A 13,953-nucleotide genomic window follows, 5' to 3' on the forward strand; every position below is an offset into this window, starting at 1 on the left:
ATTTCCCATCACGTAAGTGAGTAAGATCCCTAGAAGATGACTAGGTAGATAGGTCAGAGATGGAAGCATGGCGACATGTGGAGTTGACTGATACTAATCGATCGAGGACTTAACCATAAAGAGTCATGATTTTAATGAACAACAATTGGTCGATATTCGGCTTTCTTGACATCAATCCTTTATCTAGTTTTCAGGGAACAAATTTTATATGAAAATATAAAAAAGCCTTGAAAAATTATATCTACACGATATAATAATACTTGTCCTTAATAGAGACGAGACATAGTCTGGTGACAATGGCGAAGAGGTCACACCCGTTCCCATGCCGAACACGGAAGTTAAGCTCTTCAGCGCCGATGGTAGTTGGGGGATCTCCCCCTGTGAGAGTAGGACGTCGCCAGGCTATATATTATGGAGGATTAGCTCAGCTGGGAGAGCATCTGCCTTACAAGCAGAGGGTCGGCGGTTCGATCCCGTCATCCTCCACCAAAGATTTTTGCTTTAGCAAAATATCTTTCCTTGAACTGTTCTGGTGAAACACTTTTCTTAACGAGCGTTCTTGGAAAAAATAAACATAATCATACATGCCGGTGTAGCTCAACTGGTAGAGCAACTGACTTGTAATCAGTAGGTTGGGGGTTCAAGTCCTCTTGCCGGCACCATTTGGTTTGTGAGCCATTAGCTCAGTTGGTAGAGCATCTGACTTTTAATCAGAGGGTCGAAGGTTCGAATCCTTCATGGCTCACCATAGATTTTTGCGAAAGCAAAATATCTTACCTGGGATTTTCACCAATGTGAAAATCAAAAGTATATGCGGGTGTGGCGGAATTGGCAGACGCACCAGACTTAGGATCTGGCGCCGCAAGGCGTGGGGGTTCAAGTCCCTTCACCCGCACTTTTATTTTGCGGAAGTAGTTCAGTGGTAGAACACCACCTTGCCAAGGTGGGGGTCGCGGGTTCGAATCCCGTCTTCCGCTCCAGAAGTATTGCCGGGGTGGCGGAACTGGCAGACGCACAGGACTTAAAATCCTGCGGTAGGTGACTACCGTACCGGTTCGATTCCGGTCCTCGGCACCAACGTTTTTTGCGAATGCAAAATAACGTTCATTAATTTTGATTTTCAAATACTATTAATGAACAAATAAATATGCGCCCGTAGCTCAATTGGATAGAGCGTTTGACTACGGATCAAAAGGTTAGGGGTTCGACTCCTCTCGGGCGCGCCATATATTTCGGGAAGTAGCTCAGCTTGGTAGAGCACTTGGTTTGGGACCAAGGGGTCGCAGGTTCGAATCCTGTCTTCCCGACCACTTCATTTGGGGCCTTAGCTCAGCTGGGAGAGCGCCTGCTTTGCACGCAGGAGGTCAGCGGTTCGATCCCGCTAGGCTCCACCAATCTTTTTGCGAAAGCAAACTAAACTTCATTGGTTTTACGAAAGTAAAATTCAATAGAATATTACATGTTTCTTGGCGGTGTAGCTCAGCTGGCTAGAGCGTACGGTTCATACCCGTGAGGTCGGGGGTTCGATCCCCTCCGCCGCTACCAATAGGGACCTTTAGCTCAGTTGGTTAGAGCAGACGGCTCATAACCGTCCGGTCGTAGGTTCGAGTCCTACAAGGTCCACCAAGTACCATTTTATTAGGGAGGAATACCCAAGTCCGGCTGAAGGGATCGGTCTTGAAAACCGACAGGGGTGTAACAGCCCGCGGGGGTTCGAATCCCCCTTCCTCCTCCATAATTCCTTTAACTTATATCGTCGCGGGGTGGAGCACGACCGAATAATCTTCGGAGCGTACACATCAGCGCACCGACTGAGCAGCAGCTTGAATAAGCATACTGAAGTCGGGGTGGTTCTACGTGATGCACAATTGGATAGTAGGAACTCAATTATTTTATATCGTCGCGGGGTGGAGCAGTTCGGTAGCTCGTCGGGCTCATAACCCGAAGGTCGCAGGTTCAAATCCTGTCCCCGCAATACCATTTTGACTCGGATATGAATTAAGATGTTGATAATTCTCAATGAGTCACGTATGGATAGTTATTTTCGCTGTCGCGAGGTAATGAAACCTATTTTGCTAGCGCAAATAATGAAAGTTATTTTGACTATCGTCAAGGTAATGAAAGTTATTTTTGCTGACGCAAAAAACTCTGGTCCGGTAGTTCAGTTGGTTAGAATGCCTGCCTGTCACGCAGGAGGTCGCGGGTTCGAGTCCCGTCCGGACCGCCATTTTTAATTTGATTTTAATGAATGTTTATTGAAAAAGAAAAGGGTTTCGATAAGCAAGAAGGTCGAGGAAGCGATCGAAGGAACACCGGAGCGTATTCAACATACGTGAGGATGTGACTGAGTGAGCTGACGAAGAGATTCGAAGCTTAGTGGAAGCCGAATACTATTTGGCTCAGTAGCTCAGTTGGTAGAGCAATGGACTGAAAATCCATGTGTCGGCGGTTCGATTCCGTCCTGAGCCACCATTTTTTCTGTTTATTCACATTATGGCGATTGTGGCGAAGTGGTTAACGCACCTGATTGTGGTTCAGGCATTCGTGGGTTCGATTCCCATCAGTCGCCCCATATTTTCTTGAATAAATTGTGCGGGTGTAGTTTAGTGGTAAAACCTCAGCCTTCCAAGCTGATGATGAGGGTTCGATTCCCTTCACCCGCTCCAATTATTATGGGCCTATAGCTCAGCTGGTTAGAGCGCACGCCTGATAAGCGTGAGGTCGGTGGTTCGAGTCCACTTAGGCCCACCATTTTATTATTCCGCAGTAGCTCAGTGGTAGAGCTATCGGCTGTTAACCGATCGGTCGCAAGTTCGAATCTTGCCTGCGGAGCCAAATATGGGGAAGTACTCAAGTGGCTGAAGAGGCGCCCCTGCTAAGGGTGTAGGTCGGGCAACTGGCGCGAGGGTTCAAATCCCTCCTTCTCCGCCATTACGGCCCATTGGTCAAGCGGTTAAGACACCGCCCTTTCACGGCGGTAACACGGGTTCGAATCCCGTATGGGTCATTATGAAGAGACTATCATTTGGATAGTCTCTTTTTTTGTGTGTAAAGTAAAATACATGGCTAAAACAGGATTAAAATAAACGGTTTACGCTAGAAAGTATCTCCTGATTCTCCACGAATGATATATGATCAAACTTGATCATTTTATAATCGACTTTCTCCTTGCATTATCAACTTCTTCTCTTCTTCTCTTCTTTTCTACTCACATTTTCAATGAAAACAACAATGGATTTAAGTCATATTCTTCACCCCTTCATTCGACACCGCCATCTCCTCGCCCCTCCAGTCAAAAACTTTACAAAATAACGTAATCCTTCTGGGTTTTCAACAAATTCCACATTTATTAACAGAAAAATTTTCGACAAATTCCGCTACATATTCGCCATGATTTCCCAATGTAAACCCTGTCATTTCCTAAGACTTCCCTAATAGGGTCGCTAAAGCATTTGGTATGTAGGAAATTGTCGTAATTGAGCGACGATTATAAAGAGGATTTTATTGAAGTTGTTAGAAAGTAGTATATAGATTGAAAAAATGTAGGTGAGATGATGAACGCAATGACCATAACAGATTATGATGTTTTTTTGTTTCATGAGGGAAATTTGCAGCAGGCCTATCAGTTTATGGGTTCACATGTGCGAAGGGATTCCACTGGGACCTATACAGAATTTTGCGTTTGGGCACCGAAAGCAAGGCATGTTTCATTGGTGGGGTCCTTTAATCAGTGGAATGGAAATGGTTATGATCTAATAAGACGGAATAGCGAAGGTTTGTGGACGATTCGAGTCGATAAAGATTTATCTGGAGAGACGTATAAATATGAGATTACCACTCCCTCCGGAACAAAGAAGCTGAAGGCGGACCCATATGGTTTTGCCGCCGAGAAGCGCCCTCAAACGGCAAGCATCGTCTTTGAGCTTGCGGGTTTTGCCTGGGAAGATGAGAAGTGGATTGAGGACCGCTCTGCGTCATCGGTCTATGACAAACCGATGACGATTTATGAAGTTCATTTAGGCACGTGGAAGAAGAAAGCGGGAAAGTTTCTTTCTTATAAGGAATTGGCACAGCAATTGATTCCTCATGTGAAGGAACTGGGGTTCACTCATATCGAACTGCTGCCGGTCACAGAGCATCCGTTTGATCGTTCCTGGGGATATCAGGGAACTGGTTATTACTCCCCGACCAGTCGCTATGGCTCACCACATGAATTGATGACATTTGTGAATGAATGTCATTTACATAATATTGGCGTGATTTTAGATTGGGTTCCCGGTCATTTTTGTAAGGATGCACATGGCTTATATGAGTTTGATGGTTCGTTTGCCTATGAGTACAAAGAGGAAAGAGATCGTGAGAATTATACATGGGGAACGGCCAATTTTGATTTAGGCAAAGGTGAAGTGAGAAGCTTCCTGATTTCCAATGCTCGTTTCTGGATGGATAAGTATCATATCGATGGCTTTCGGATTGATGCAGTGGCCAATATCATATATTGGGCGAATCAGGGTCAGCTTGCTCCGAATGAAGGGGCCATTCAGTTTTTGAAAAACCTGAATAAAGCCGTTTTTGAGTTTGATCCTTCGATTCTGATGATCGCAGAGGATTCTACGGACTGGCCTCAAGTGACGTCTCCTGTTCATTATGGAGGACTGGGATTTAATTATAAGTGGAATATGGGATGGATGAATGACGTCCTTAAATATATGGAAACCGATACGTCTGAACGGAGGCATGTACATTCTCTTATCACTTTTTCACTGTTATATGCTTTTTCAGAGAATTATGTGCTGCCCTTTTCCCATGATGAAGTGGTGCATGGGAAGAAATCATTATTAAATAAAATGCCGGGGGATTACTGGCAGAAGTTCGCTCAATATCGGCTTCTCCTCAGCTATATGATGGCTCATCCAGGGAAGAAGCTTCTGTTCATGGGAAGTGAACTTGCTCCATTTTCAGAATGGAAGGACCTTGAAGAATTAGATTGGCATTTAATGGATTACGAATTTCATCACAAATTCAATTCATATTTTAAAGAGCTTATGCATTTATATAAAGGTGCTGAACCATTATTCCAGATGGATCATCGTTCAGAGGGATTTGAATGGGTGGATGTGAATAATACAGACCAGCAAATATTTTCGTTCATTCGTTATGGGATAGAGAAGCGGGATCATTTTGTGGTGATCTGCAATTTCAGTCCGATTGTGTATCACCAGTATAAGGTGGGAGTGAATAAGGTTTCTTCTTATGAAGAGATTTGGAATAGTGATGATGAACGGTTTGGCGGTTCAAACCAGGTGAATCCAAAGCCGCTTACCGTGCACAATGAGCCGTACCACGGAAGAGAAGGATATGTGGAAATGACGATTCCACCTTACGCAGCCGTTTATTTAAAACCAATTGATTGAAAGGGGAGAAGGAATGATGGCAAAAGGTAGATGTGTGGCCATGTTATTAGCAGGTGGAAAAGGGAGCAGGTTAAGTTCATTGACGAAGAGTCTGGCGAAACCGGCTGTACCATTTGGAGGGAAGTACCGTATCATTGATTTTACCCTGAGCAATTGCACGAACTCAGGCATCGATACTGTAGGGGTCCTGACTCAGTACCAGCCACTGGTATTGAATTCTTATATTGGGATCGGGAGTGCCTGGGATCTGGATCGTAAAAACGGTGGCGTGACCGTGCTGCCCCCGTACGCTGAATCATCTGAGATGCGGTGGTATACGGGTACGGCAAGTGCTATCTATCAAAATATGAATTACCTTGAGCAATATGATCCTGAGTACGTATTGATTCTATCTGGTGATCATATTTACAAAATGGATTATAGTAAAATGCTTGATTATCATATTGAGAAAAAAGCAGATGTCTCGATTTCAGTCATTGAAGTAGGATGGGATGAGGCCAGCCGTTTCGGACTGATGAACACGAATGAAGAAATGAGAGTCACAGAATTTGAAGAAAAACCGGCTTTTCCTAAGAGTAACCTTGCTTCGATGGGCATCTACATTTTCAATTATTCCGTACTGAAGGATTATCTGGAGATGGATGAACGCAACCCTGATTCCAGTCATGACTTTGGGAAGGATGTCATCCCACTCCTGCTTGATGAAAAGAAGAAACTGATGGCTTATCCATTTGAAGGGTATTGGAAGGATGTCGGAACTGTTAAAAGCCTTTGGGAAGCGAATATGGATCTGATTGATGAACAGAATGAGCTGAATCTGTTTGATCATGACTGGAGAGTATATTCGGTTAATCCGAATGAGCCTCCTCAATATATTTCAGAAGAAGCCCTTGTAGAGGGATCTCTAGTGAATGAAGGGTGTACGATTGAAGGGACGATTCAGAAGTCGGTACTTTTCCAGGGAACAACGGTGAAAAAAGGAGCGCATGTCAGCCGCTCAGTCATTATGCCGGATGCCGTCATTGGGGAAAACGCCTATATCGAGCAGGCGATCGTACCGTCGAATATAAAGATTCCGAGCGGTTTGTGTATCATGCCGGAAGAGGGGTCTGATGAAATCATCCTGGTGACGGAATCATTTATTGAAACACTACTGGAACAGGAAAAAGTGTAAGGTTTGAGACCAACATTACAATATTACAACATTAGAGGAGGAAGTGTTTTGAAAAATACAATGCTTGGTGTTATTGACGCTACGAGTTACTATAATTCATTGGAGGATTTATTATTACATCGCTCATTAGCAGCTCTTCCGATTGCAGGGAGATACCGGTTGATCGACTTTGTACTCTCCAATATGGTGAATTCCGATATTGGTTCCGTTGCCATTTTTCCTAAGTTTCAATACCGTTCCCTGATGGATCACCTGGGATCAGGAAAGAACTGGGATCTGAACCGGAAACGTGATGGATTGTTTTTCTTTCCTGCACCGGGATTGGAAGCAAATGAAGAGGGGGTAGGTTCCTTTAATCACTTTGCTCATCATCTGGACTATTTTAATCGCAGTACCCAGGAGTATGCATTGATCAGCAATTGCTTTACGTTGTGTAACATAGCCTATCAACCGGTTCTTGAACGACACATCAGGATCGGCTGTGATATTACGGAAATGCGTCACAACGGGAACTCGTTGGATATGTACCTGGTTAAGACGTCTACGCTTATCGAGTTGATTAAAGGACGCCGTGAAACAGGCTACACATGTATGAAGGATGTCGTAGATGATATGGATAGCGGCTTTAAAGTATGCGGCTATGAGCATGAGGGGTTTGTTCAAACGATTGATTGTATCGAGGAGTACTATGATGCCAGCATGAAGCTGTTGAATTTATCTTATTGGAAAGAGTTGTTTAAAAAGGATGCCCCGATCTATACAAAGGTGAAAGATGAGCCGCCGACTCGCTATACTTCTCTTGCCAGTGTGAAGAATAGCATCATTGCCAATGGGTGCTATATTGAAGGACAAGTACGGAATTCAATGATGTTCCGGGCGGTGAAGGTCGGGAAGGGTACGTCGATTTCAAATAGCATCATTATGCAAAAGAGCCAAATTGGAGATAACTGTGTACTAGAGAATGTGATCTTGGATAAAGATGTGAGAATAGAGGATGGCGTCAAGCTTATCGGAGATCCAAACAATCCAATTGTCATTCGCAAAGGGATGATTCAAGGAGCGCTGATGAATTCGTGAAAGTGTTATTTGTAGTATCGGAGTGTGTCCCTTTTATTAAATCTGGAGGCTTAGCGGATGTTGCAGGCGCTTTGCCTAAGGAGTTAAAGAGTTTAGGCACAGATGTCAGGGTGATTTTGCCTAAATACGGCGGGATCCCTCAAGAGTTTCGTTCAAAAATGAAACGAAAGAAAGAGTTTTTCGTGTCGGTTGGATGGCGAAACCAGTATTGTGGAGTAGAAGAGTACAGTGAAAATGGAGTAACGTATTATTTTGTCGACAATGAGTACTATTTTAATCGGGAACGTCTATACGGATACTTTGATGATGGGGAGCGCTTTGCATACTTTACAAGAGCAGTCCTGGAAAGTATCGCAGTACTTGATTTTTATCCTGATGTGATTCATTGTCATGATTGGCACACTGGCATGGTTCCCTTCCTGTTGAGAAGCGAGTATCAAGAGAGACCGGGCTATTCATTTATCCGCAGCGTTTTTACCATTCATAATCTGCAATTTCAAGGGATATACCCTAAACAGGTGATGACTGACTTATTAGGCATTCCGGAGAAGTATTTTCATCATGAGTACCTCGAGTTTTATGGAAATGTCAATTTTATGAAAGGGGCGCTCATCTCAGCGGATTTTGTCACAACTGTGAGCCCTACCTATAAAGAGGAAATCCTGACGCCTTACTATGGAGAAAAGCTTCATAATATCCTTGGTCAGCGGTATAACCAACTATTAGGAATCCTTAATGGAATCGACGATGAAGTGTACAATCCTGATGAGGGGGAGTTTCCTTATTTCAGCGGTAACCTTCATGGTAAGAAGCAGACAAAGCGTCTTCTGCAAAAGAGCCTGGGATTTGAGGAGAATGAAAGTATCCCTCTCGTGTCCATCATTTCAAGGTTAACGAACCAAAAGGGCCTTGAATTGGTCAGGGGCGTCTTTCATGAAATGATCCAGGAGAATGTTCAGTTTGTCTTATTGGGAACAGGGGATTGGGAGTTTGAACAGTTCTTCAGGGAGATGGAATGGACGTATCCGGATAAGGTCAGAGTACAGATCGGCTTCAATGAGGAATTGGCAAAACAGATCTATTCTGCCAGTGATTTGTTCCTGATGCCTTCTAAATTTGAACCGTGCGGACTGGGGCAATTGATTGCCATGAGGTATGGAGCCCTTCCACTTGTTCGTGAGACAGGTGGACTGAATGATACGGTAGAGTCCTACAATGAAGAAACAAAGAGCGGCAACGGCTTTTCTTTCAAAAATTTTAATGCTCATGATCTGCTCTATACCTATCGAAGAGCTCTTTCGTATTTCTATGAAGATCCGGAAACATGGAATCATATTGTACGAACCGCCATGAATAAGGATTATAGTTGGGCACAATCGGCCTTTAAGTATAATCAACTATATGCTGACCTGGTATCAAGGAGTGAAAGCCATGTTTTCTGATCCAATTGAATTTAAAGAAATGTTTCTGAAGAAGCTTGAAATGATGTATGGAAAGACCTTTCCTGAATCCACCACCCAGGACCAATTCTTCACATTAGGTCATCTTATACGGGAATATATCTCGATGAACTGGATTCATACGAATGAGCAGTACCGTTTCAGTAAACAAAAGCAGGTGTATTACTTATCGATTGAATTCCTCCTGGGACGCTTGCTTCGCCAGAACCTGATGAATTTAGGAATATACGACATAGTAGATAAGGGATTGAAGGACCTGGGAATAGAGCTTGCGGAAATGGAAGAAGTTGAGCACGATGCAGGGCTTGGAAACGGCGGTCTGGGCCGCTTAGCTGCATGTTTCCTGGACTCATTGGCGTCACTTAATTTACCGGGCCACGGCTATGGTATCCGTTACAAGCACGGGTTGTTTGAACAAAAGATCGTGAACGGATTCCAGATGGAACTTCCAGAGCAGTGGCTGCGTCATGGACATGTGTGGGAGGTTCGAAAGTCAGATCTTACCGTCGAAGTACCTTTTTGGGGTAAGGTGGAATCTTATAAGGAAAATGAAGTATTGAAGTTTCGCCATGTGGATGCAGAAGTAGTAGCCGCTGTTCCTTATGATATGCCTATAGTAGGGTATGAAACGTCGACGGTCAATACCCTTCGTTTATGGAGTGCTGAGCCCGCTGCCTATAAGGCTGGGAAAGATATGATGAAATATAAGCGTGATACGGAAGCCATCACCGAGTTTCTATATCCGGACGACACCCATGAAGAAGGAAAAATCCTGCGTCTTAAGCAACAATACTTCCTGGTATCAGCAAGTATTCGCTCCATTCTTGATTCCTATCTGTACCGGAATGGGGACCTGAAGGAACTTCATGAAAACATTTCCATCCATATCAATGATACCCATCCAGTTCTCGCGATACCGGAACTAATGAGGGTCCTGCTTGATGAATATTCCTTTGAGTGGGAAGAAGCGTGGGAAATCACGACGAATACATTTGCTTATACGAATCATACGACCCTTTCGGAAGCACTTGAGAGGTGGCCGATCCGTATCTTCCAGCCCCTCCTGCCCCGCATTCATATGATTGTGAATGAAATCAATGAGCGGTTCTGCAGGGAACTGTGGGAAGAGTATCCCGGTGAATGGAAGCGGATAGAGGATATGGCAATTATTTCCCATGATGAGGTGAAAATGGCTCATCTTGCGATTGTAGGAAGCTTTAGTGTAAATGGCGTGGCAAAGATTCATACTGAGATCTTAAAGCTAAGAGAAATGAACTTATTCTATCAATATTATCCAGACAAATTTAATAGTAAGACGAATGGAATCACCCATCGAAGGTGGCTTCTCAATAGTAATCCCTCCCTTTCGAATTTAATCACGTCTTCGATTGGGGAGGATTGGATTAAAGATCCAGCCAAATTGGTGAAGCTGCAGGATTACCACCATGATCCGGCATTCTTGAAGGATCTCTATGGTGTGAAGCAGGAGAATAAACGGAAGCTTGCCGACCGGATACTTGAAAGCAATGGAATCATAGTCGACCCGACTTCAATATTTGATATTCAGGTGAAGCGGCTTCATGCATATAAACGTCAGTTGATGAATGTCTTGCACATTCTTCATTTGTATAACCGTTGTGTAGAAGATCCGGGATTTGAATTTCATCCACGAACGTTTATTTTCGGTGCAAAGGCGTCCCCGGGTTACTATTATGCAAAGAAAATCATTAAGTTGATTCACTCTGTAGCCGATCTCGTGAATGATCATCCACTGGTGAAAGGGCGGATCAAAGTGGTGTTCCTTGAAAATTACCGGGTGTCACTTGCGGAGGAAATCATCCCGGCAGCAGATTTGTCCGAACAGATCTCGACTGCGAGTAAGGAAGCCTCCGGTACAGGGAACATGAAGTTCATGATGAATGGTGCATTAACTCTGGGGACATTGGATGGTGCCAACATTGAGATTCTTGAGCAGGTTGGAAATGAAAATATCTTTATATTCGGATTGACGGCTGAAGAAGTGATGAAATATCAGAACCATGGCGGATATTATGCTATGGAGTATTTCCATTATGATACAAGGATCAAAAAGGTGTTGAATCAATTAATTGATGATACGTTACCAGATGCAGGTCTTCATTTCGAAACGATCTATGATTCGTTACTGACCGAGAACGATCAATTCTTCGTCCTAAGGGATTTCGATTCCTACGTAAGGGTTCATGAACAGGCCGGAAAGGCGTATGAAGACAAAGAGAATTGGTCCCGTATGTGTTTACAGAACATTGCAAATTCCGGGTATTTCTCAAGTGACCGTACGATTGAACAATATGCGAAGGACATATGGGGAATTGCACAGGGAAGTTTAATAAAGTAGAAAAAGCCGCTTGGGTGACCTTTCCCAAGCGGCTTTTTCTATTTTTTCTTCTTATCGGAAACATAACTGTCTCCGTCTTTATAAGGGATGTCCCCCATTGTGGATTCCATATTGTTCTCGTCCAGCATATCCTCATATTCTTCATGGGTTTTAGATGGATAGGCTCTACGGTTTGATCCTTCCATATCAGTTCCGACGAATGATTCAAAATCCTCGGTGAACCCTTCCGAAGTGTCTTCATCCTGATACAAGTCGGAATAATCCTCGTGATCCCCTTCAAAGTCTGAGGGAGTTTCCGATGTACCGAACCGCCCGACTTCCTGAAAACTGTCTTGATCGTCTCTTACATTTCCATCTGTTTCATGTCTGAATTCATTATCTACAGGTGGCTGCAGTACATCTTCCTCCACAGGTCTATCCTGAGGTGTCGATTGCTCGGGTGTATGATTCTTACAATATAGAGTCGTCGGGATGACTTCCAGACGCTCATAAGGAATATCCTGTCCGCATTCTTTACATTGACCGTAGGTACCATCTTCGATTGCGTGCAAGGCCTGTTGAATTTTATTCAGCTCAAGCTTCGCATGATCATCAATGGCAAAGTCTTTCTCCCGTTCATATAACTCTGTTCCCATATCGGCTGGATGATTATCGTAAAGAGAGAGTTCTCCTGAGTTATCGCGCTCGTTTGTATGGTGAAGATTATCTAAATCCTGATGTAAATGTTCTTGTAACTGCTTTTCCTGCTGAACCAATTCTTGTTTCAGTGATTGTTTTTGGCTGTCTGTTAGCAATTTCTTCACATCCTTCATTATGTTCGCTTAAATCTTGTCCTAACCATACTTTATCCGAAAGTGGGATGGTTAAAACATAAAAAGGTTTTTTCTAAACAATAATTCTATTAGCGGGTGTTGGTTGATTTCCGCGCCAGGTGCTCGCTTTCGGCGGGGCTAGGCGGTGAGTCTTTAGGCTTTGGGGGGGGTCTCACTTTGTCCAGCTCCGGCGGCTAGCCCCTCGAGGTCATAAGCTAAATGGTCCAAGAAGGCAAAAAACGCCTTCCCGGCCCATTCATCTTATGCTTGTCGGGGCTGATCAAGCCGCCTCCGCTTTTCGTTGTGGTCCAGCTCCGGCGGCTAGCCCCTCGAGGTCATAAGCTAAATGGTCCAAGAAGGCAAAAAACGCCTTCCCGGCCCATTCATCTTATGCTTGTCGGGGCAATTATTATGGATGAATGCCAAGAGAAAAAAACAATAAAAGAAGCTGCTTTAGTCAAAATAAAATCCGAACGCTCATTCCAAATTACAAATTTGAATGAGCGTTCGGATTTTTTTGTTAAAGTTAAAAAGTATTTTTAGACGGTTCTAGGTGTTGATTGAGTGCAAGACGATGACTCCTACGGGAAAAGCGGAATTTTATAATATATAAGCTAGTAATAGTCCTATGGACAATAGGAATCCGAAGATGGTATTTGTCTGGGCCGTGGCTTTCATGGCCGGCATCATTTCGATGGGTTGTGATTTTCCGATGAATCCTGTCGTTGCCTTGACGGCTTTAGGCATGCTCAGAAAGGCTACGAACAGCCATGGAGATGATATTCCTGTAACGACCAATCCGATAATCCAGGCATAGGATACGACAAACATACCACCTAAGAGGATGATGGCCCCTTTCTTCCCTAATAGGATCGCAATGGTTTTACGGCCGTTTTCCTTATCACCATCCAGGTCGCGGATGTTGTTGGACAATAAAATGGAGCCTACTAAAATGGATACTGGAATCGAAATGAGGATGCTTTCCCCATTGATATAGCCGGTCTGGATGTAAAATGAAATCAGGATGATCACCAATCCCATGAAAAATCCGGCAACGATTTCCCCGAACGGTGTGTACGCAATTGGCATTGGTCCCCCAGTATAAAAGTACCCTACTGCCATGCACACTAAGCCTATGAGGGCAAGCCACCAAGTACTGTAAAGGCAGATATAAATCCCTAAAAGAAGGGCGATTCCATATAGTGAAAAGGCAAGGTTGATAACCGTTGAGGGTTTGACCCCGTTACGGACAATCGCTCCTCCTATCCCGACTGAATGCTCTGTATCCAATCCTCTTTTATAATCATAATATTCATTGAACATATTGGTAGCAGCCTGTATCAACAGGCAGGCAACCAGCATGGCTGTAAATAGCAATACGTTCACTTTCGTAAATTGCAGTGCGAGTACCGTTCCTAATAATACAGGTACAAATGCAGCTGTAAGAGTGTGGGGGCGGGTTAATTGCCACCAGATTTTCCACCCTTTATCTGATTCCAACACGTTGGATGCTTGTTGTTCCATCATTCTCTCTCCCTTACGCAATAAGGAATTTTCAGAAAACATTACAATTCCTTTACAGATTAAAGTGTAGGTAATGGGAGAGGGACTGTCAATCATTTTCTACAAATTCGTGAAG

General features: G+C 43.8%; 8 protein-coding genes, 21 tRNA genes and 2 rRNA genes. 29 read left to right on the forward strand and 2 right to left on the reverse strand.

Annotated elements, in window-relative coordinates; all coding sequences use genetic code 11:
- The 28 genes from BAA9072_RS20635 to BAA9072_RS20770 form a co-directional block, all read left to right on the forward strand.
- Positions 1–117: ribosomal RNA gene (locus BAA9072_RS20635) — 23S ribosomal RNA — on the forward strand; the annotation flags it as partial.
- Between the two features lie 169 nt (positions 118–286).
- Positions 287–403, forward strand: a 5S ribosomal RNA gene (gene rrf, locus BAA9072_RS20640).
- 10 nt (positions 404–413) lie between these two features.
- Positions 414–489, forward strand: a tRNA-Val gene (locus BAA9072_RS20645).
- Between the two features lie 97 nt (positions 490–586).
- Positions 587–662 (forward strand) — tRNA-Thr (locus BAA9072_RS20650).
- Between the two features lie 10 nt (positions 663–672).
- A tRNA-Lys gene (locus BAA9072_RS20655) sits at positions 673–748 on the forward strand.
- A 65-nt stretch (positions 749–813) separates the two neighbouring features.
- Positions 814–895 (forward strand) — tRNA-Leu (locus BAA9072_RS20660).
- Between the two features lie 10 nt (positions 896–905).
- Positions 906–980, forward strand: a tRNA-Gly gene (locus BAA9072_RS20665).
- Positions 981–988: 8 nt separating this feature from the next.
- Positions 989–1,077, forward strand: a tRNA-Leu gene (locus BAA9072_RS20670).
- 72 nt (positions 1,078–1,149) lie between these two features.
- A tRNA-Arg gene (locus tag BAA9072_RS20675) sits at positions 1,150–1,226 on the forward strand.
- Positions 1,227–1,233: 7 nt separating this feature from the next.
- A tRNA-Pro gene (locus BAA9072_RS20680) sits at positions 1,234–1,310 on the forward strand.
- Positions 1,311–1,318: 8 nt separating this feature from the next.
- Positions 1,319–1,394: transfer RNA gene (locus tag BAA9072_RS20685), tRNA-Ala, on the forward strand.
- A 74-nt stretch (positions 1,395–1,468) separates the two neighbouring features.
- Positions 1,469–1,545: transfer RNA gene (locus BAA9072_RS20690), tRNA-Met, on the forward strand.
- 4 nt (positions 1,546–1,549) lie between these two features.
- Positions 1,550–1,626, forward strand: a tRNA-Ile gene (locus BAA9072_RS20695).
- A gap of 16 nt (positions 1,627–1,642) precedes the next feature.
- Positions 1,643–1,735, forward strand: a tRNA-Ser gene (locus BAA9072_RS20700).
- A gap of 166 nt (positions 1,736–1,901) precedes the next feature.
- A tRNA-Met gene (locus tag BAA9072_RS20705) sits at positions 1,902–1,975 on the forward strand.
- Positions 1,976–2,150: 175 nt separating this feature from the next.
- Positions 2,151–2,227, forward strand: a tRNA-Asp gene (locus BAA9072_RS20710).
- Between the two features lie 169 nt (positions 2,228–2,396).
- Positions 2,397–2,472: transfer RNA gene (locus tag BAA9072_RS20715), tRNA-Phe, on the forward strand.
- Between the two features lie 24 nt (positions 2,473–2,496).
- Positions 2,497–2,572, forward strand: a tRNA-His gene (locus tag BAA9072_RS20720).
- A 20-nt stretch (positions 2,573–2,592) separates the two neighbouring features.
- Positions 2,593–2,666, forward strand: a tRNA-Gly gene (locus tag BAA9072_RS20725).
- Positions 2,667–2,674: 8 nt separating this feature from the next.
- Positions 2,675–2,751: transfer RNA gene (locus BAA9072_RS20730), tRNA-Ile, on the forward strand.
- 9 nt (positions 2,752–2,760) lie between these two features.
- Positions 2,761–2,835 (forward strand) — tRNA-Asn (locus BAA9072_RS20735).
- Positions 2,836–2,840: 5 nt separating this feature from the next.
- Positions 2,841–2,931 (forward strand) — tRNA-Ser (locus BAA9072_RS20740).
- Between the two features lie 4 nt (positions 2,932–2,935).
- A tRNA-Glu gene (locus BAA9072_RS20745) sits at positions 2,936–3,007 on the forward strand.
- 544 nt (positions 3,008–3,551) lie between these two features.
- Positions 3,552–5,414, forward strand: a complete 1,863-nt coding sequence (gene glgB, locus BAA9072_RS20750) for a 1,4-alpha-glucan branching enzyme (protein ID WP_330999321.1) — start codon at positions 3,552–3,554, stop codon at positions 5,412–5,414.
- A 16-nt stretch (positions 5,415–5,430) separates the two neighbouring features.
- The gene (locus tag BAA9072_RS20755) at positions 5,431–6,588 is read left to right on the forward strand and encodes a glucose-1-phosphate adenylyltransferase (protein WP_330999322.1); all 1,158 of its coding nucleotides are present in this window, start codon (positions 5,431–5,433) and stop codon (positions 6,586–6,588) included.
- A 48-nt stretch (positions 6,589–6,636) separates the two neighbouring features.
- Positions 6,637–7,665, forward strand: coding sequence for a GlgC family sugar phosphate nucleotidyltransferase (locus tag BAA9072_RS20760; RefSeq protein ID WP_201716537.1), 1,029 nt, complete (start codon positions 6,637–6,639; stop codon positions 7,663–7,665).
- Complete coding sequence (gene glgA / locus BAA9072_RS20765) at positions 7,662–9,107, forward strand: glycogen synthase GlgA (RefSeq protein ID WP_201716538.1); 1,446 nt, start codon at positions 7,662–7,664, stop codon at positions 9,105–9,107. Before BAA9072_RS20760 ends, glgA begins: the two co-directional genes overlap by 4 nt.
- Positions 9,097–11,502 carry a glycogen/starch/alpha-glucan phosphorylase gene (locus tag BAA9072_RS20770; protein WP_201716539.1) on the forward strand — a complete coding sequence of 802 codons (2,406 nt, stop codon included), beginning with the start codon at positions 9,097–9,099 and terminating at the stop codon, positions 11,500–11,502. The genes glgA and BAA9072_RS20770 overlap by 11 nt, the downstream gene beginning before the upstream one ends.
- A 38-nt stretch (positions 11,503–11,540) precedes the next feature.
- Here BAA9072_RS20770 and BAA9072_RS20775 read toward each other — a convergent pair whose 3' ends face one another.
- Positions 11,541–12,305, reverse strand: a complete 765-nt coding sequence (locus BAA9072_RS20775) for a TraR/DksA C4-type zinc finger protein (RefSeq protein ID WP_408015252.1) — start codon at positions 12,303–12,305, stop codon at positions 11,541–11,543.
- Positions 12,306–12,533: 228 nt separating this feature from the next.
- Between BAA9072_RS20775 and BAA9072_RS20780 the strand changes: the two genes are divergently transcribed.
- Positions 12,534–12,857 (forward strand): hypothetical protein, encoded by a 324-nt coding sequence (locus BAA9072_RS20780; protein WP_201716541.1) that lies wholly within the window; start codon positions 12,534–12,536, stop codon positions 12,855–12,857.
- A gap of 57 nt (positions 12,858–12,914) precedes the next feature.
- Here BAA9072_RS20780 and BAA9072_RS20785 read toward each other — a convergent pair whose 3' ends face one another.
- Entirely contained in the window at positions 12,915–13,838 is a 924-nt protein-coding gene (locus BAA9072_RS20785; protein ID WP_201716575.1) for a 1,4-dihydroxy-2-naphthoate polyprenyltransferase, read from the reverse strand.
- Between the last annotated feature and the right edge of the window lie 115 nt (positions 13,839–13,953).

Origin of the sequence: Rossellomorea arthrocnemi (assembly GCF_904424705.1) — a bacterium.
Classification (GTDB): Bacteria; Bacillota; Bacilli; order Bacillales; family Bacillaceae_B; genus Rossellomorea; species Rossellomorea arthrocnemi.